The organism is Sedimentibacter sp. MB31-C6 (assembly GCF_035934735.1).
In the GTDB taxonomy this organism is placed as follows: Bacteria; Bacillota; Clostridia; order Tissierellales; family Sedimentibacteraceae; genus Sedimentibacter.
In genome coordinates, this window is the sequence record NZ_CP142396.1 from 2,827,286 (window position 1) to 2,847,232 (window position 19,947).

Annotated in this window: 20 protein-coding genes; all 20 read left to right on the forward strand. The window is 30.1% G+C overall.

Annotated features, from left to right (window positions below; translation table 11 throughout):
• Positions 1-11 precede the first annotated feature (11 nt).
• The 20 genes from U8307_RS13590 to U8307_RS13685 all read left to right on the forward strand — a co-directional run bounded on the left by U8307_RS13590 (position 12) and on the right by U8307_RS13685 (position 19,903).
• Complete coding sequence (locus U8307_RS13590; protein ID WP_326908678.1) at positions 12-1,181, forward strand: cation:proton antiporter; 1,170 nt, start codon at positions 12-14, stop codon at positions 1,179-1,181.
• 416 nt (positions 1,182-1,597) lie between these two features.
• Positions 1,598-3,541 (forward strand): ribosomal protection-like ABC-F family protein, encoded by a 1,944-nt coding sequence (gene abc-f / locus U8307_RS13595; protein WP_326908680.1) that lies wholly within the window; start codon positions 1,598-1,600, stop codon positions 3,539-3,541.
• 265 nt (positions 3,542-3,806) lie between these two features.
• Positions 3,807-4,052 (forward strand): spore coat associated protein CotJA, encoded by a 246-nt coding sequence (locus U8307_RS13600; RefSeq protein ID WP_326908681.1) that lies wholly within the window; start codon positions 3,807-3,809, stop codon positions 4,050-4,052.
• Positions 4,053-4,069: 17 nt separating this feature from the next.
• The gene (locus U8307_RS13605; RefSeq protein ID WP_326908682.1) at positions 4,070-4,339 is read left to right on the forward strand and encodes a spore coat protein CotJB; all 270 of its coding nucleotides are present in this window, start codon (positions 4,070-4,072) and stop codon (positions 4,337-4,339) included.
• An 18-nt stretch (positions 4,340-4,357) separates the two neighbouring features.
• Positions 4,358-4,960, forward strand: coding sequence for a manganese catalase family protein (locus U8307_RS13610; RefSeq protein ID WP_326908684.1), 603 nt, complete (start codon positions 4,358-4,360; stop codon positions 4,958-4,960).
• Positions 4,961-5,372: 412 nt separating this feature from the next.
• Complete coding sequence (locus tag U8307_RS13615) at positions 5,373-5,519, forward strand: hypothetical protein (RefSeq protein ID WP_326908686.1); 147 nt, start codon at positions 5,373-5,375, stop codon at positions 5,517-5,519.
• A gap of 97 nt (positions 5,520-5,616) precedes the next feature.
• A complete protein-coding gene (locus U8307_RS13620; protein WP_326908687.1) occupies positions 5,617-6,267 on the forward strand; it encodes a hypothetical protein in 651 nt (216 codons plus the stop codon).
• 253 nt (positions 6,268-6,520) lie between these two features.
• Entirely contained in the window at positions 6,521-6,709 is a 189-nt protein-coding gene (locus tag U8307_RS13625) for a DUF1540 domain-containing protein (RefSeq protein ID WP_326908689.1), read from the forward strand.
• A 588-nt stretch (positions 6,710-7,297) separates the two neighbouring features.
• The gene (locus tag U8307_RS13630) at positions 7,298-9,589 is read left to right on the forward strand and encodes an AAA family ATPase (protein WP_326908691.1); all 2,292 of its coding nucleotides are present in this window, start codon (positions 7,298-7,300) and stop codon (positions 9,587-9,589) included.
• Between the two features lie 4 nt (positions 9,590-9,593).
• Positions 9,594-10,868 carry an McrC family protein gene (locus U8307_RS13635; RefSeq protein ID WP_326908693.1) on the forward strand — a complete coding sequence of 425 codons (1,275 nt, stop codon included), beginning with the start codon at positions 9,594-9,596 and terminating at the stop codon, positions 10,866-10,868.
• Positions 10,869-10,958: 90 nt separating this feature from the next.
• Complete coding sequence (locus U8307_RS13640) at positions 10,959-11,891, forward strand: HNH endonuclease (RefSeq protein WP_326908695.1); 933 nt, start codon at positions 10,959-10,961, stop codon at positions 11,889-11,891.
• A gap of 111 nt (positions 11,892-12,002) precedes the next feature.
• Entirely contained in the window at positions 12,003-12,296 is a 294-nt protein-coding gene (locus U8307_RS13645; protein WP_326908696.1) for a CBS domain-containing protein, read from the forward strand.
• A complete protein-coding gene (locus U8307_RS13650; RefSeq protein ID WP_326908698.1) occupies positions 12,290-12,439 on the forward strand; it encodes a hypothetical protein in 150 nt (49 codons plus the stop codon). Before U8307_RS13645 ends, U8307_RS13650 begins: the two co-directional genes overlap by 7 nt.
• A gap of 171 nt (positions 12,440-12,610) precedes the next feature.
• Positions 12,611-13,891: a helicase-related protein gene (locus tag U8307_RS13655; protein ID WP_326908700.1), complete on the forward strand. Its 1,281-nt coding sequence runs from the start codon at positions 12,611-12,613 to the stop codon at positions 13,889-13,891.
• A gap of 146 nt (positions 13,892-14,037) precedes the next feature.
• Positions 14,038-15,585: a hypothetical protein gene (locus U8307_RS13660; protein WP_326908702.1), complete on the forward strand. Its 1,548-nt coding sequence runs from the start codon at positions 14,038-14,040 to the stop codon at positions 15,583-15,585.
• 105 nt (positions 15,586-15,690) lie between these two features.
• The gene (locus U8307_RS13665; protein ID WP_326908703.1) at positions 15,691-15,897 is read left to right on the forward strand and encodes a hypothetical protein; all 207 of its coding nucleotides are present in this window, start codon (positions 15,691-15,693) and stop codon (positions 15,895-15,897) included.
• A gap of 208 nt (positions 15,898-16,105) precedes the next feature.
• Complete coding sequence (locus U8307_RS13670; protein ID WP_326908705.1) at positions 16,106-16,876, forward strand: DUF6904 family protein; 771 nt, start codon at positions 16,106-16,108, stop codon at positions 16,874-16,876.
• Between the two features lie 204 nt (positions 16,877-17,080).
• On the forward strand, positions 17,081-17,713 hold the full coding sequence (locus tag U8307_RS13675; RefSeq protein ID WP_326908707.1) for an NAD(P)H-hydrate epimerase: 633 nt from the start codon (positions 17,081-17,083) through the stop codon (positions 17,711-17,713).
• Between the two features lie 52 nt (positions 17,714-17,765).
• On the forward strand, positions 17,766-18,290 hold the full coding sequence (locus U8307_RS13680) for a hypothetical protein (protein WP_326908709.1): 525 nt from the start codon (positions 17,766-17,768) through the stop codon (positions 18,288-18,290).
• A 209-nt stretch (positions 18,291-18,499) separates the two neighbouring features.
• The gene (locus tag U8307_RS13685; protein ID WP_326908711.1) at positions 18,500-19,903 is read left to right on the forward strand and encodes a hypothetical protein; all 1,404 of its coding nucleotides are present in this window, start codon (positions 18,500-18,502) and stop codon (positions 19,901-19,903) included.
• The last annotated feature ends 44 nt before the right edge of the window (positions 19,904-19,947 follow it).

Here is a 19,947-nt window from a genome sequence, read left to right on the forward strand (position 1 = left end):
GGTTGAACAATTTGAACATTTATACGTATTTAGCTATTGCCATTATTTTAGGGTTGCTATCTAGCAAAGCAATGGAAAAAATTAAATTCCCTAATGTAACTGGTTATATTATTATCGGTTTAATTGCTGGACCATATTGTTTAAATATCATTAATATGGAGGCGATAGAAAAGTTCTCTATGATTCCTGATATGGCTTTAGGATTTATTGCATTTTCTATTGGTGCAGAATTTAAGCTTTCTTACTTGAAACTAGTTGGAAAGTCCCCTGTAATAATAGCATTTGCAGAGGCTGTTAGTGCAGTATTAATAGTGGACTTAATTTTAATTTTGACAGGAAATGATGTGGCCTTCTCTTTGGTGTTAGGTGCTATTGCAGCAGCTACTGCTCCAGCGGCTACCTTAATGGTAGTACGTCAATACAATGCAAAAGGTCCAGTTACAAATACATTACTCCCTGTTGTAGCAATTGATGATGCAGTGGCATTAATGTGTTTTGGTATTTCAGTAGCCATTGCAAAGTCTATTAGTTCAGTAGGTGCAGGGTCTATTGTAACTACTTTGTTAGATCCGATTATAGAAATAGGTGGAGCATTAATATTTGGAGCAATACTCGGTATTATATTAAAATTTTTGGCAGCATGGTATACAGGACGTGGAAATAGGTTGACCATGGCAATTGCCATGGTTTTCCTATGTATAGGAGTATCAGAATTATTAGGTTTTTCAGCTTTACTAGCATGTATGGCAATGAGTGCAGTTTTTACTAATTTATCAGAGGTTAGTGAAGAAGTATTTAAAATGGTGGATAGAATGACTCCTCCGATATATTTGCTTTTTTTCTTTGTGTCAGGTGCCGAATTAGATATCACTATATTGCCGACAGTTGGAGTAATTGGTGCTTTATATGTTATATTTAGAGTAATAGGAAAAGTATCAGGTGCGGCTATTGGAGCAAAAATATCAAAGGCAGAACCGATAGTAGCAAAGTATTTGGGGTTCACATTACTGCCTCAGGCTGGAGTAGCAATTGGTTTAGCTGGTATGGCTACTACTATCGTCCCAGAATATGGATATAAAATTCAAACTATAGTTTTATGTGGAACAGTAATTTATGAGTTAATTGGTCCACTTGTTACTAAAATGGCTTTGACAAAAGCAGGAGAGATAAAACCAAATTAAAATAGTTGATAAACATTTTCGTATTAATCTGAACATTTCATTGTAGGGTATGCAGCATACCGAGGGACGCATATAATGCGTCCTCTACACATGATAATGACAAATATAATGACAAATATTTCTAAAAAGTATTGACAAAAAACATATTTTATAATATTATTTTAAAGTATTCTATTTTAGAAAGGTATTACAATGAATAAAACACTTAGATATGTTAAATTTGAATCTATAATGACAGCACAATTTTCAATTAAGGGGATACGTGCGTCTAAATTTAATAGGTTCAAAAAGATATATAAGTGTTTTGGATAAATCATATTAGAAATAATTTTTAATAAAAATATTAATTAGAAATGATAACCCAAGGCTTATAGCATTGGGTTTTTTTGTGTTATATAATAGAAAAGAGGATTAAAATGATTGAATTAAGTATAAATAATTTAACAAAGTACTACGCTGCAAATAAAATATTTCAAAATATAACCTTTGATATAAAAACTTGCGAAAGAGTAGGTTTAATTGGTCAAAATGGTTCAGGCAAGACTACAATAATGAAAATTCTCATGGGTTTAGAAAATTATCAAGAAGGAGAAATCAATCTTCGTAAAGATGCTAAATTAGGTTATTTAGATCAAATACCAGTATTTGATGATGAAATTAAAACAATAGATGTTTTAGAAATGGCATTTAAAAAAACAATTCATATAAGAAAACAAATGAAGGAATTAGAAGAAAAATTTAAAAATCTGAAAGATGATGCTTTAGAAAAAGCAATGACAGATTATGGCAAATTGTCTGATGAATTTGAGTTGTTAGGAGGTTATGATTCAGAAACAAAAATCAATAAAGTAACATCAGGATTGCAAATTGATGATACATTAAAAAATATGAATTATAATAAGCTTAGCGGTGGTGAAAAAACAAGAGTTATGCTTGCAAAAATATTGTTAGAAGAGCCAGATATTTTATTACTTGATGAACCAACTAATCATTTGGATTTAGAAACAATTGAATGGCTTGAAGACTTTCTAAAGAATTATAAGGGAACTGTTATTGTAATATCTCACGATAGATACTTTTTAGATAGTGTAGTAAATAAAATTATTGAATTAGAATTTGATAAGTCAAATATTTATTTAGGTAATTATAGCTATTATGTGGCTGAAAAGGAAAGAAGATTTCTTATAGACCTTCAGAGTTATAAAAATCAGCAAAAGAAAATTGATCAGATGGAACGTCAAATAGAGCGTTATCGTATTTGGGGTGAAATGAGAGATAGTAATAAAATGTTTAAACGGGCAAAAGAACTTGAAAAGCGTTTAGATAAGGTAGAAGTAAAAAATAAGCCTGTATTAAATAATAGAAAGATTCGTTTAAATCAAATTAATACTAACAGAAGTGGAAAAATAGTCGTTGAAACAAAAGATGTTTGTAAAGCTTTTGCTGGAAAGGTTTTAATTCAAAATGCAAATTTAAGTATTTTTTATCAAGATAGCTGTTGTATTATAGGAAGAAATGGTAGTGGAAAAACAACATTGCTTAAAATGATTTTAGGAGATTTAGAACCTGATAAAGGAAATATAAGAATTGGCTCTCAAATAAAAATTGGTTATTTACCACAAAATATTATTTTTGAAGATGAGGAACTAACTATATTAGAGTATTTCTCATATTTGCATAACATATCATATGGATTAGCTAGGGCACAATTAGCAAAAGTGTTATTTTTAAAAGAAGATGTTAATAAGAAAATTAAAGTTCTTTCAGGAGGAGAAAAAAGCAGATTAAAGTTATGCTCGTTAACTTTTGAAGGTGCAAATTTAATGGTATTAGACGAACCGACAAATCATTTAGACATTGATTCAAGAGAAGTTCTTGAAGAAACACTAATGGAATTTGAAGGTACATTGTTGTTTGTATCTCACGATCGGTATTTTATAAATAAATTAGCAAATAAAATTATTTCAATTAATAATAAGAGAGTCAAATTATATAATGGAGATTATACGTATTATTTAGATGAGTTTCGTAAACTCATGGACAAAAAAGAAGAGAACAACTTAAAAGATAATATGAAATCTAAAAAACAATATAAAAATAAAGAAAATAGTAAAAAAAATTTCAACAATTCAGAAAGTAGTTCTAATTTAAAACGAAAATTAGAACAATTAGAAAAGGAAATTAATGAATTGGAGGAAAAAATAAAAACTATTGAAGAAGCGATGAATTTGTATAGCCGTGATGCCAATAAGCTTTGTGAACTTTTAGAAGAAAAAGAGGAATTAAATAAAAAACTTGAATTAATATTTGAGAAATGGGAAAATCTATCGATGAAAATTCCTAGCAATTTTCATGATTGATTTATGTGTAGGGTATGCATTGTATGCATACCGCGAGTCTTACCATTAGGTAGGACTCTTTTTATTATATAGGAAAGTTTTCCTTTCCTATATAATAAAAAAATAGGAAGGACGGAACGTCCTTGACGTTAAGGGTGACATAGGTCACCCTAGCGGCGTTGCGAAGCAACTCTTTTAATATATATTTCTATATATATTAAGTAACTTAATTATTTTTGAGCCATATAATAAAATTAAGTAACATTTAAAAGGAGGAATAAAACAAATGGTTAATAATCAAAGGTTTAGGGATAATCTATATAACGAAAGCTCCATGCCTATGAATAAATGTATACCACAAGAAATGGTAATTGAAAATGTCAGATTAGCAGCTGCATATGTTCCTTATCAAAAACTATGCGAACTTTTTAATCCTTTAGAATCATTAAGAAAAGGAACTGCTTTTCCAGAACTATATAGTCCTTATGAAGCTAGAGATAAAAAATATAAATTAAAATCATCTGAGTATTAATAGAAGGAGGTAGGGTTATGAATTATAATAAAAGAATGGAATTAAAAAGAGAAATAACAGCAGTTCATATGATGCTGGAAGATTTACAATTATATCTTAATACTCATCCTTCTGATCGTAATGCTTTAGTAAAACGTAATACCTATGCTAAACAATTCAAGATTCTTAAAGATGAATATGAGAAAAACTTTGATATGATTAATCAAGATGATTCCCTTAGCCCATATCCATGGCAATGGATTAATGAACCTTGGCCATGGGAATATGATGCTAATTTTAAGCTATAATGAAAGGAGATTAAAAAAATGTGGACTTACGACAAGATGTTAGAATATCCAATAAAAATTAAAAACCCAAATCCTGCAATGGCAAAGTTAATTGTAACCCAATATGGTGGTCCAGATGGCGAATTAGCAGCTTCATTAAGATATTTAAGTCAAAGATTTACCATGATTACACCTGAAGCCATCGCTACATTAAATGATATAGGTACAGAGGAATTAGCACACTTAGAAATAATTGGTACTATGGTTCGTCAGTTAATGAAGGGCGCAACTCCAGAAGAAATTGAAAGAGCTGGGGCAGGAGGTTACTATGCAGACCACGATAAGGGCGTTTATCCTCAAAGTGCTGCAGGCGCACCATTTACAGCAGCATATATTCAAGTAAAAGGAGATCCAATTATTGATCTCACCGAAGATTTAGCTGCAGAACAAAAAGCTAGAGGAACGTATGAATGGTTAATAAATATGGCTGATGATCCTGATGTAATTGAGCCATTAAAATATTTAAGAGAAAGAGAAGTTGTTCACTATCAGAGATTTGGAGAAGCTTTAAGGATAGTACAAGATTACTTACAAGAACCTCGTCTATTTATAATGCCTAAGCCAGACTTTTTGAGAAATTAACTTTATCATTAAAAAGAAGATATCATATACTAATGGGTTTACTTTAGGGGTGCAAATAACAAATTTACAAATGTTTTTGAGTGCAAAATTACAATAAGTTTTGCACTCTTTAATTTTGCCTAAATTCCAATATTTATGTTGCCTTTAAAAATAAAATACATTGATTTTTGCATAGTTTTTTACATACAAAATAACAGTTGTAATAAATTTATTACATGTGCAAAATTGAGTGTAAAAATGACTGCAAAAATATGTGTTAATAGTTATGTAAAAATTCGACTTAAACTTTATTTCTGTTGAAAATATATATAAGCATATGGAAAAATTTACAATTCATGTTATAATATTAAAATAGTATCAGTTCGCATAAGTATTATTAGGCGAACTAAAACGATAATGAGGGGAAGTCGCTATGGAAAATAAAGAAATAAGGAAGTTCTGGTATGGCATTGGTGTAGCATTTTTGTGGTTAAATGCCCTTACAGGTATATCCTACATTTTTGCAGCATTAGCAACTTGTTGCATTATTGTTGGTAATATACGCAGTAGACAACTATGAAAAATCAATACATTTATTGTCGTATGATTAGAATATTATGTCGCATCAATATTAAAAAGCGAAACAGAGACTTTTCATATAACAGGAGGTTATTTTGATGAAAAAAGTATTTGTAATTATAATAGGGTTAATGCTAATGCTTATCGTTTCAACTGGCTGCTCGCAACCACAGACAGAGAGCAGGTCACTTTCAGAAAAAGAAATACAGACCGTAAATGAAGCGTTTGAGCCACTACTACCTGCCAATAAAGGTGATATGACCGAAATAACAAGTTCTGATGGTGAATTTACATTAAACCCTATCTCACATTTCTTCACATCATATTATGATAAACCAGAAAATTTAGATATCGGTAAGTTTGTTTATTACATACCAAGGGAAACTTTTGTAACACCAGAAGATGAAAAAGAACTCAAGAAATTAAAGGAATTGGAGGGATTTCCATTTGATAATATAGACAACTCTCCTGTTCCTTTTGGACGTATTCCATTTGCTATTGTTGAGAAATATTTAAAAAAATATATGAATGTCTCTCTTGACGATATGACTAATATGGGCGATGCCTTGTATTTAGAAGAATATGAAACATTTTATAGTTATGCAAGCGACTTTGGACCGGGAATCTTTCACTGCATAAGGGGCGAAATAAATGGAGACATAGTAACTTTATATAGTAAAAACGCTGTGCTTACACTAAAAAAGGATGATACAAACTATTACATTATTTCTCATGTTTCCATTGAGTAAACTATATATTATGAGTAAAATGCGAGATTGAGTTATGTCGCATAATTCAAATATGCGAAACGAAATTATGCAAAAAAGCATGTAATTTAAAATATTTACATAATAAAGAAATAAAACTATATATATCAATATAAAAAGAAAAATATTTAAGTAGTATTTATAATAGATTATTTATTAAAGGGAATGATAAATTTAATAAAAGTTTTAATACTTTTATTATAAATTTAATAAATAAGAAATTAAGGAGATGTATATGGAAAACAAAATACAAAAGATGGATCATCATAATCCGGGAATAAAATGCGTTGTTAAATCTTGTTACTATTATACTGAAGGAGATCATTGTACTGCACAAAAAATAGAAGTTCAGTCAATTAACGCTAACAGTGTTCATGAAACAGATTGTGCAACATATAGACCTCGTAATCAAAGTTTTAAATAATTCAAATTATTATGACTACTTATCTAGTGGTTATAATTGGTAGCGTGAAATAGTTTGTTTTGTTTAATATTCTAGGTTGAGGAATTTAGTAGAAAGATATTCTAAAGTAGTAGCAGTAAATGCGGACTTATGGGTAATTGCATAGCAATTATCCATAAGCCACATTTTTTTTATGTTTATTAAGTATTCTATTGAAAAAGTATCTAATATGATGGAGAAATTACATTTAATGTAATATTTCGATGTTATTTTGGTTAAATTTTAACAATTAGTTGGAAAATATATTTATTATAAGCGACTTGTATAGGATGTTATTTATTGTAAATTTTGTATTCTATATGTTGAAAAATGTTATAATTTTCTATATAATAAAATTATTATCAATTAGTAGGTTCGAAAAATTAAAATATAATAGATCAATTTGATTATCCATAACATAAATTTATTGATCATAAGGAAAAAATATTAGCTTATGAAAAACGCAAAAAGGATATTTGAGTAAAGGAATATTTGGGAGATTTTGACTTTGCATAGGAGAGTGCAAACAAATAATATATTAGCTAATAAAACAATGTCAGGAGGAAATTCATGAGACTATTTTTAGGAAAATTCAGTGGTAAATATCCGGAGCAAATAGAGAAACACTACTATTCTGCTCAAGAAAAGGGCAATCCATGGTATGGAGGAGTTGAACCCGGTGATTATGTTTTTGTGAATCATGTCGGTAAAATAGTTGCATTGTGGAGAGCAAAAGAATATACAAACATGAAGAACATAGTAAATCCAAAGCATGACGGGGTTCTGACTTTTGAGGTGATAAAAGAGTATGATGACGTAAGCTTGACAAATGATTTTACAAGATATAAACACTTTGTACATAATTTGGATTTAGTAAATAAGGTTTCAAAGAGTATTAAAAATTTGGGGTTCATTCCGATTAAGACAAGCGATAACTGTCCTTTGCCGGAAGATATAGATTTCAAAAATAATTTAATCAATATTTATATATCACTAAAAGATATTGATTTAAATCCAAAAGACGGAGATATAAGAGTATTAATAAATAATTTAGATGAAATGAAAATTGTTGAGGTTCAAAGGTATTTCAACAGTAAATTTTATATATACGAGGATTTTAATGAGCTATATCTTGAGAGAAGTCCGGAAAGGTATACTATTAAAAGACTTAATGCTTTTGCCTTGAAGGATAATGCAACCCAGAAAAGAAATTTTCTTATGACTCTAATCGATGAACTTGAAAAAAATGGTTTTATGAAAGTATCTAATGTAATTAGTTTATATGACAATTTATTGGTCGGCAGAAAGAGGAGTGCTCCTAAACCACCTCCTAAATCTGGCGATCAAGGTGTTAATCCTCCTGAACTAGATGAACCAGATAATGGAATTGATATAGAACAATACGCCGAATATGCCGGCTTATTAAACTTTAATCCTAACTTGATTCTTTATGGTCCTCCCGGTACGGGAAAAACTTATGCTACTCAAAAGATTATTGATAACTTTGAGAAGAAACATTTCAATAAGAGCAGCAGTTATAAATTAGTTGAAGCAGAAAACAGAGTAAGAACAATTACATTCCATCAATCGTATTCTTACGAAGAATTCATTGAGGGTATAAGACCAATTCTTAATGTAGGAGATAATGAAAATGTTGGTTATAAGTTGGAAAACGGAATATTTAAAGATTTGTGTATTAATGCAGAAAAAGAATTGATAAAAAGAGAAAATAACGCTAAATATATTGATATGATAAATTCAAACAGTTCTATTTGGAAAATATCTTTAGGGGAACGTAAGTCAGATGCTACATACAATGAATGTATAAGAATTGGTGATATTGCAATTGACTGGCTGAAAGATCAAAATTTAAGCAATTCATCTTACGAAGATATACTAACAATCCTTGAAGAAAGGGGTAAGGGAGTAAATCAAGCACAAAATGCAAGTTCAGTAAATTCTTTTGTTAATGAAATGGCACTTGGGGATGTCGTAATGGTTTACGACGATCCACGGAGTATTAGAATGATAGGCGTAATAAAATCAGATTATAAATATGATTCAAAATATGATTTTCCTCACAGAAAAAGTGTTGAATGGCTAAAAGAATTAAGCTATCCTATAGACATATTTGCTGAGAATGGAAATACCAATCTTACTTATAAAACGGTATACAGATTAGTGAGAATGAATATTTCTGACGTTTTAAAAATTATATCCAAAAATAGTACGCTGACTCAAAGTCTTGAAGATAAAAATGAAATTAAGCCCTATTATATTATAATTGATGAAATCAACAGAGGGAATATTGCAAAGATTTTCGGAGAATTGATTACTCTTATAGAACAGGATAAAAGAGGCAGCTTAAAAACACTTCTTCCTTATTCTAAAAAAGAATTTACTGTGCCAAGCAATATATACATTATCGGAACCATGAATACTGCAGACAGATCTATTGCGGCAATTGATACAGCCCTGCGAAGGAGATTTACATTTGTTGAAATCGGACCTGACTCTAATGTATTGTCGCAGGCAGGTAATTATATTGTTAATGATAAGATTGACCTTACGAAGCTCATGGATACTATGAATGACAGAATAATGGAAAGGCTTGATGGCGACCACAGAATAGGACATGCATATTTTATGGGAATTGAAACCTTAACTAATTTGTACCAAACCTGGTATTATAAAATCCTGCCTTTGCTTGGTGAATATTTTTATAATGACATTGAATCTTTGACAGCCATTGTTGGGGATAGCTTTTATAACAATTACGGAAACGTTCAGCATTTATCAACGGTTGTGAATGACAAAGGAATCTCTGAATTTGAACAAAAATTAATTGATATATATGGTTAATGCAATGGATGGATTAAGAGTTATTAAAGTATTTGAAGACAGACAAACAAAATTAGTACTATCCAAACAGGAAGAAAATGATATTTTATCAATGAAAGGGATTATAGGAGAAAACAATATAAACTTGCAGGCAGACGGGAATTTATTAATAAGTCATTATGTTGGTTTTGTACAGGTTAACAAAACACGGCTGCTTATTTATCCTAAAATTGCAATTAAGTCATTTATGGAAAAAGACTACAATAAGGCATTTGAAATATTAATCAGACTCTTATCTAATTCTGAATTTTTTAGTATTAAAAAGATACCGTCACCACTGACTATTGGTAAGTATAAGGGTGATTTGTTGGAACTGTTTATAGGAATTTTTATTGATGAACTTTTAGTTCTTCTTAATAGAGATGTAAACAGAAACTATAATCTATGTTTAGAGAACCAATCATTTATTAAAGGTAAAATTGATTTTGCAGAAACAGTAAAGTATAACAGCTACAGAAAGCATCTTCATTATGTAAGATATGATCAATTTACTGAAAATATTATTATTAATAGAATTTTTAAAACAGTAATATTAAATTTAATTAATAGGACGACTGTTAAAGAAAACAAAATGAAGCTTAAGAAATCACTTCTTTGGTTGGAGGATGTTGAAGCTGTCCGCTTAAATAATGATATATGGAAAGGTGTTAAATTTTCACATCTTAACAATCAATATAAACCAGTTTTTAACTTGGCAAAATTATTTTATTATAATTCAAGTCCAAACCTAAATAGAGGTGACGAAATGGTGTTTAGCTTCTTAGTCCCTATTAATCAGTTGTTTGAAATGTATATATTTGAAGCAATTAAATCTTACAATAGTTATTATAAGGTTAATTATCAAGGACCTGTACGATACTTAGCAAAACAAGATGGCAATAATAAGCTGCAGTTAATACCAGATATAACAATTACAGAAAATGAAGATGTTAAATATATAATCGATACAAAGTACAAAGAAATTGATATATTAAACAATAGAAATGTTTCACAGTCTGACATTTATCAAATGCTTGCTTATAGTATCAGATACGAATGTAAAAAAATTGCATTGGTTTATCCAAAGCTCTTAGGAGATATAAATTATAAAGATATTGAATCAGAGATTTTAATAGAAACCAATTATGGACAAGTGACAATTAAAATTATAAAAGTCGATTTGGAAATGGATAAGAAGGAATTGGGGGAAATGTTAAATAAAGTTTTTGAATACAAGATGTATGAGGAATGTTTTACATAGTTATCAAGCTAAATATGAAGACAATAGAATAGAACGGAATTAATTAATTGAATTATATATTCTATATCTGAATTTAAGAAGGTGAATAAAATGAAGATGTATGTTGGAATCACTGACTATGATTGGTATTCAATACTTAGTAATGAAAACTGCGATGAGGTTAATTTTTGGAAACCTAGCGGTAATATTAATTTTAGGGCACTAAAAACTAATGAACTATTTCTATTCAAATTACATAGCCCGAATAACTATATTGTGGGAGGAGGTTTTTTTGTCAAATACTCTATTCTGCCGACATATTTGGCATGGGATGCTTTTGGTATTAAAAATGGAGCTAAAACCCTTCAAGAATTAAATGAAAGAGTAATTAAATATAAGAGCAAAAAATCAATTATTGATAACAATCATAATATAGGTTGTATAATTTTAACTGAACCATTTTTCTTTGATGAAAAAGATTGGATACCCGTGCCGGCTGATTGGAAAAGAGGTATACAAACAGGGAAAACATATTCTCCAGATACTTTTGTTGGTCAAAGGTTACTTCAGCAGGTTAATGAAAAGTTGAAAAAACAAAGGCTGATTTCAGCTAATAAGTCCTATGAATATGAAAGTTCTGAGCGTTATGGAATGGAACAAATTGTAAAGCCGAGATTAGGACAAGGTGCTTTTAGAGTATTAGTAACTGATGCATATAATAGGAAATGCTCAGTTACAGGAGAAAAGACTTTGCCTGTTCTTGATGCAGCACATATAAAATCATTTTCAAACAATGGACCTAATTCAGCAAACAATGGTTTGTTATTACGAACTGATATCCATAAGCTATTTGATAAGGGATACATTACGGTTAATGATGAGTATAAAGTAGAAGTAAGTAAAAGGCTGAATGAGGATTATGGCAATGGAAAGATTTATTATGATTTCCACGGCAAAAAACTATTCAACATGCCGGAAAACAAATATGATATCCCTGCAAAAGAGTTTTTGTATTGGCACAATAATAATGTTTATTTGGGGTAGGTTTGTTTGTTATTAAAGAGTTAAGATTTTAATTCTGATCCAATAGCTGAACCTCATGGTAATATTGTAAAACTTTATCAAGGATTATTAGATAAAGTAACAAAACCGCCAGTGGCACTTAATACAGTAGTTATTCATGCAAACAATATATATAAAACTTCATTAAATAGTAATGCCCTTGAAGTAATACAAGAAATGAACAAAAATACATACACGCATGTTCTTGTGTTGGAAGATGGCAAAATAATTGGTGTTTTTAGTGAAAATACAGTTTTTTCATTTTTTGCACACAAAGAAGATGTGATATTAGAAAAAGAGGCATTGATAAGAGAGTTTTTGACTTTATTCCATTTGATAAACATGAGAGCGAATATTTTGAATTTGTATCTAAAGATACATTGTTAATTGATGTTGAAGATATATTTAGAGAAGGACTTAAAAATAATAAAAGGATTGCAACAGTATTTATTACTGAGACAGGATCTAAAAAGGAAAAATTATTAGGATTAATAACTTCTTGGGATTTGGTAGGATACGAAAATAAATAGTTGAGGTAGCAAAAATTTCAATGAAGACTATGACAAAAAATTATTATGACTATCACTGTAAAAAAACTATTTATATACCGGATAACAAAAGTGACATATCAGTAAAACAGTTTATACATTAAATCTTTAAAATATATTGAAAAAGATTTAGCCGGAAAAATTAACGCTTTATTGAGAAAGTTTGAGAGATATCAAGGTTTTGGAAACAGGGATGATGAAAGATGGTACTACCTTGCTCCATTGTTGTTTGACAGTCAAGGTTATATTACAACATGGTTTCATTACGGGGCTGAGCTAATTTCCGGAGATACAGATGAAGAAGAAAAGGACAGAGGACAAAAGGGATTTTTAGCGCATTTGAAGAAGTTGAGAGAATATAATGACAGACTTAAAAATATGCAATTGGGAAAGATGCCAAAGGATTTAACAGATGTATTGGTTAATATGGCAATTGCTTCACCGGCTGTTTGTGCATACAGAGCAAATGGGCAAGACAGTGTTAACGCAACACAAATATCAAAATTAATGATAAATATGTTTAATAAACAAGAGTCTATTGCTGTAATTGATTTATGCTATGGAAGAAAGAATAGTGATGCTTATTGGAAAAACATACTTAATTATTGCAAAGACGGCAACCTTCAGTCGGTACTTGATGAATATGTACATATGATTGCTGAATCAAACGGATACAGTGATTCTCAACATAAATCAAAACTTGTTCATTCAGAAATGATGTTTTCAATGAAGATGCATACATCAAGTTATAATGTTGATACTTACAATAAATTTAAGGACCGTGCCTTAAACAAGAAAAATAAAGGCATAAATATGAGATCCCATTATGCAGTTGGATTTTATAAAGATGAAGGAGACAGCAGTAAAAATGCTAATCGTAAGGAGAGCATTAGGAGTTCATTTAACTCACCCTTTAGACCCTTTGTTTTAGCAACAACATCTATAGGTAAGGAAGGACTTGATTTTCATTATTATTGCAGGAAGGTAATGCATTGGAATCTCCCATCCAATCCAATTGATTTAGAGCAGAGAGAAGGCAGAATAAACAGATTTAAATGTCTTGCAATCAGACATAATATTGCATTAAAATATAGAGACAATATTAATTTTAAAAAAGATGTATGGGAAGAATTATTTGAATGTGCTAAAGAAGAGTATAAAGATAGTTATTCTGAATTAATACCGTTTTGGTGTTTACCTGATAACCAAGAAATAAAGATAGATAGAATTATTGCTTCTTATCCTCTGAGCAAGGACATAGGTAATTATCAAAGACTTATTAAGATACTATCATTATATAGATTAACATTAGGACAAGCAAGACAAGAGGAATTGTTAGAACATATATTTACAAAATGTGATGACAGTGAAAAATTAAAAGAGCTGTTTATAAATTTGAGCCCCTATTATCGTGAAAAAAATCAAAATTGCTAGGTGATATAAATAATTTATTGATACTGTATGGTCGGTAGTATATGATATTAAGCGTAATGGAATATGGAGTGTTGAGGTAAATCCTTTAAGAAAACAATTCAGAGAGGATGCCGTAGTCGAGGTTTACCGGATTAAAAGGAGATAACATGAATATTAAATATATACAAAAGCTTTTATCAAGAATAAATGAAGTAAGAATAATTGGCAAGAATGTAGAGATAGATGGTGTTGTCTGTAATATTGCAGGGATAGTGCGATATGGACAGAAATTGCGTCTTATTATTTTAGAATATGATGATATGTATCGCCGGAAAATTGAAGAGATGGAAGTATCAGAGCCTTCCGAGATTAGACAACAAGAGACAAACAGGTCAATACTAAAGGGTAGGGGTAGAATAGAAGCTGCTCAATCGTTTAAAACTATAAAAAGTGTATCTATTGGTGAGATGGGATTTGATGTAGATTTTACAGAGAACCGTCTCTTAGACTTTAAAGATGGAGAGAGTGTTTTGTTTCTGTCTGAATTGTTGAGAAATGGCTGGATTCCTGAGGGTGTTGATTATCAAAATATTGATATGTTGTTTTTGACCAGCATTGAACTTGCCGGTGATTATACTGAAATACCGAAATTTGAACATAATGCTAAGCTGCATTTCACTATGAATAAAAACAGTGTTTCATATTTGGTTGAACAACCTCTTACACTTGCTGTAAATGGAGAATATACTGATAAATTATGGTTTAAAAACACGGAAGACAGCGAAGAGAATTGGGTTCAAATAAACAGGGTTTATCTCATGGATATTTGGTGTGATATGGAAAAAAACTTCTCAAGCCCTAAACTGCTGGAACATATGACTAAAGGGCAGATTGAAGAGGCAAAAAGGAATATTAAAAAAAGTTTAATAGAAGTTTGTCCAAAGGGGATGTACTATCCTGTTATTGAATATGAAAGCGAGGAAGATATTTCGCTTGAATTTCATACAAAAGAATTTCTTGATTCAAAGCCTGTTCATCATGGAAATGGAAGCATTGGATTTATAATAAGACCTGATAAAGCAACGGGAATTTTAGGAAAGAAATTAAAATCTGCAATTATTCAGGAGCCTGTTTCAGAAAACACAGAGAGTATTGAAGCGGAGTTGTTTCAGTATTACAAGACAATAATTCCAAAGGATGTAATTTTACCTACAGTTAATTCATTTAATGAAATTCGTAAAGATTACATGAAGGTAAATGTTAAAGAAGTAGCAGAAAGATTGGATATGCAATTTGATGATTATCGTTATTTTTTGGATATAAGAACAGCAGAAATATTTGAAATTGAAGAACGCTTTTTAGAAATTGCAGAAGAATCTGATGAAGATGATAATTTTGATGAGTATTTAGATTGGGAAAAGAATGATATTCATGATGGAATTAGTTTTTTTCAAGAACAAGAGTATTATATATCATTGCCGTCAAAATTTGATATTCATGAATGTCAAATAATGGAAGATTTTATCGATTCTCTAACGAATGAAAGTTACATTAATCGCTTAGAAAGGGCTATTACAGGCAGAGGTGCTTTTAGAAGATTTAAAGATACCATAAATTATTTAGGTATAGAGAAAAATTGGTATGACTTCAAAGAGAAGGCTTTAGAAAAAAAACTTATCGAGTGGTGTAAAGACAATGATTTAGAATATGAATAGTAAAGAATGGTAGGTGTTAAGTAGATTAGGTTAAAAACCTAATATTTTGAGCTTGGGTATAGAAATATTTAATTTAAACACAAATAAAGGATAACGGTTAGAGAAATGAATTATAAAGTAGTTATTCAAAAAACAGATGAAATAGTTAATAATATGGATATAGAAGAATTAAGAAATTGTATTCACGCCATTGCGAGAAAAGTCCCTGAAACTGAAAAAGTACACGATTATAGGGAAGTGATGGAAATTGGTAAGGAAGCCCTTGATTATTTAGAAATTGATTTAAGGATTAGGGTAAACTACATGGATTAAGTATAATTTCAATTTCTAATGATGCTGAGATCAAAGATTTCTACGGGAAGATGTTAAATAAAGACTATTAGATCTTTATAGGGAATCCGGTCAAACGAAAAAGCTTAATAAGTTATCTTGATGATTTCTGGTAGAGTTCATTTCATCAAGAGTTTAAACGGTCTTTGAAAAGATGGGTATAATATTAAAAAAAACAGAAAGGGAAAGTATGATTAAATTAGAAAATACTGAAAACTTTACAGGCATAAGTATAATAGGCGACTATTATGATTTAGATAATTTAGTTGAGGCGTTTTATACAATAACTGTAGATGAATTTTCGGAAGAGAATAGTGAATATGTAGAAATGTCAACCAGAATACTAGGTGTATGCTATGATATTAGGCATGCTTATCAAGGAGACAGAGAAGTTATTTTAATGGACAACAATATGGATGAGTACAAAATGAAATATCATTCAATTATAACAAACACTAATAATGTTTATTATAAATGCAATTGTCTATATCCTGAAATGCTTTATACGGTACTTGCATTAAATAACTTAATTGATTTAAGAATGCAAGAGCTTACCAAGAAGAAATATATGCCGGATATGTCACTTGATAAAAAAGTCGTATGGGATAAAACCATAGCTACAATTAGAAACTTCCAGTCTGAATTTGCATTATGTGCCAAAGAATTATTAACTGAAAGACAATTCAGTATATGGTTGAGATATATGAACGAACACAGCCATGTAATGTATAATATGTACCACCAATATCTTGATGTCATAAATGTTGAATATATACATATGACAAAGGAACAAAGGCAAAATAATTTCAACAAGATATCTAAAAGAATTGCATTGTTTTATGAGGAAGATGATTATTACGCTATGAAAGAGTCAATAGATGATGCAGCAAAAAGATTTAACTGCCATAAAAGTGAAATAATTCTTAAGGATTTTGAATATCCTGAGGATATTGAATGGTAACCGATACAGAATTTCTGATCAAAGCAATGTGAATAATTCTGGCACTTCAGAGTTTTAAAGGAATATGATAACTTGGATGATGCTCAAAAAGATTTAGTAAGTTTATTATCTCATAACAAGACTGAAAAACAGCTTATGAGGGAAAACATAAAAAAGATTTTAAAATATTAAATTTAGGAACACTCAAATGATAGGAGATTTAATATGGAAGTAATAAGTTGCCAGCAAATGAAGGAAGCAGACAGCTATGCTATAAACACAATTGGAATCCCAAGTATTGTACTCATGGAAAATGCTGCTTTAAAAGTTGTCAACAATATAGATTTAGGTTTAGATTGTTATGCAGTTGTATGTAGCAGGGGAAATAATGGCGGTGATGGACTTACTGTTGCACGTCATTTAATTTTGAAAAACAAAAAGGTAAAAATATATATTGCAGGAAAGACCGAAAATGGTACAGAAGATTTCAATATTAATTTAAGGATTATAGAAAATCTTCAGGCAGATATTAGTTTTATAAGAAATGAAAAGGATTTAACTTTATTTGGAGAAGATTTAAAGGTAAGCGACTTAACAATTGATGCTTTGTTTGGAATCGGATTAAATAGGAATGTAGAAGGTTTATATTATGATATAATTAAAATCATGAATGAAGAATCAAAAAAAATTATAGCAGTTGATGTTCCATCAGGGTTGAACGGTGATACAGGAAAGGCCATGGGCATAAGTGTTAAGGCTTATAAAACTGTTACCTTTCATAAAATGAAAAGTGGATTGCTAAACTCGGGTGTATATACAGGGGATGTTGTTGTTGAAGACATTGGTATACCTGGCTAGAACACGTCAGTGTGTTTAAGATCCGTCCTTAAAATTCCAAAGGGAGATAGTTATGAATAAGAAAAATTATGATTTAGCAGTAGGGTTGCGTCATGAACTACATGAACATCCTGAAGTTTCTAATAATGAAGTGTGGACGAAAAAACATTTAATTGAATTTTTAAAAAAATATACAAATTTAATAATTGTGGACAAAGGTTGTTGGTTTTATGCTATATACAAAGCTAAAGAAGGTAAGAAAAACATAGCATTTCGCGCAGATTTTGATGCAATTCCGATGGATGAATATTTAGATATCCCTCATGGTGGTTTTTTCCCTGAAACATATAATCACGCTGAAAGTGCCGACAAGGTCAGAAAAGCCTCAAAAAATAAAGGATACCGTATAGTAGAATTAAAAGAAGCCAAAAGAAGCTCGGAGGATTTTGGATATTATACTAAATTAACAAAAGGTGCTATCTTTAGAATCGGTAACGGGGAAGACTATCCGGATATTCACACCAATGAATTTGATTTTAGGGATGAACTAATAGAAATTGCAGTAGATTTATTTAAAGAAATCATTGAGACTGAATGATGAGTCTCTCGAATATCATTTAATATGGAGTGTTTATAGAGTTTATCAATAACTCTAACTTGTCTAAATTAAGCGTAAGAGAAGGCAGTAAGTACACCAGTGATTAAAAATTGTATTGGAACAATTTTCTAATAATTGAGTCTAATATAAGAGATGTGATTCAGGGACTATACCTTCTGATACATTGTCCCACTAAGCGAGGTGTTTTTGTGAAAAGAGTAATTAAGTTAATTATTGTGGGTTTGTTAGTTTTCTCGTTTGCTGTTGTTTTTGCTAATTCTGGGCCGGTATATATGACAGGGCTTCCTTCGTCTGGTGTATTAGCTGTTGATAAGAATACTCCCATTGAAGTAAAAAAAGAAAATTTGACATTTGATTTTTCTGGTGAGGAAGAACATTACGCTCCCATTGGCATAGTAACTGCAGAATATGAAATGGTTAATCCTACAACAGATGATTTATCAGTACAAATGGCATTTCCTTATATAGGGAATTTAGGATCTGCTTCAAATGATAATATTAAAATAATTGCCGACAATGAAGAATTGCCATATGAAATTTACTTGGGAGAAACAGTAAAAAGTAAAAATGGCTTTAAAAATTCTGAGGAAACTGAAGAAAATTATTTTGATTTTGAGGAAATAATAGACGCAATTACTAATGATATTTATATTGCAGAAAATTTTACTGAAAATGAAATAGGTAAACTATATTCTATTAAAGTAACACCGGAATCTGATGAAGGTGTTGAAATTTTTGTTGACTTAACATTTGACCATAATAAAACGAAGATTTTTACAACGGGATTTCGAGGTCTTAGCAGAGCAGGAGAAAAAACAATTATACATGGATGGTGCAGGGAACAAAGTACTTTAAATATTTTTGTTTTGGGAGACGATATTGATTTTACTATTGAGGGATATACCGATGGAACTCGAAATGAAAAAACAAGCTTATATAAATATGAAATTTCTGAAACAGAAGAGGATGTAAAAACCAATTTGCTTGATAATATAAGAAAGAATTCTTATGTAAGTTATGATGATATTTCAGATATTCAATTGTATAATGTATTTGCAAAGGTTTTGGATGAACAATTTTCAAACAATTTGGGGTATTGTTCTGATGATGAAGCTTTGTCTTATGGCGGTACAAATAGAATGATAATATTGTTTTACAATGTAGAATTTCCGCAAAATTCTGAGAAAACAGTAAGTGTAAGTTACCAAACAGATGGAACCATGGATAGGAGGAAAACTAAAGAGCCTGTATATACTTACGATTATATTTTAAATCCTGCAAAAAATTGGAATGATTTCAAAAATTTAAATATTAAGATTATTCCGCCTGAAGAATCTCCATTTGTTGTGGAAAGTAGCATAGAATTAAATAAAGAAGGAAATACTTACACAGCTTCAATAAAAAGTTTACCAGATGATGATTTCTCATTTACCATTTATCACAGAGATAAAGTAACAATGATGGATATGGTTGAAAAGGAAATAAGCAATGTCTTTGGATTTTTCTTTATGTTTTCACCATTTATTTTGATTTTTGTATTTATAATTGTGATTATTTTAATATTTACAAAAGGCGGAAAAAAGAAAATTTAACCTACTTTTCCAAGAATTATCCCGCCTCTAAACAACCTTATTAT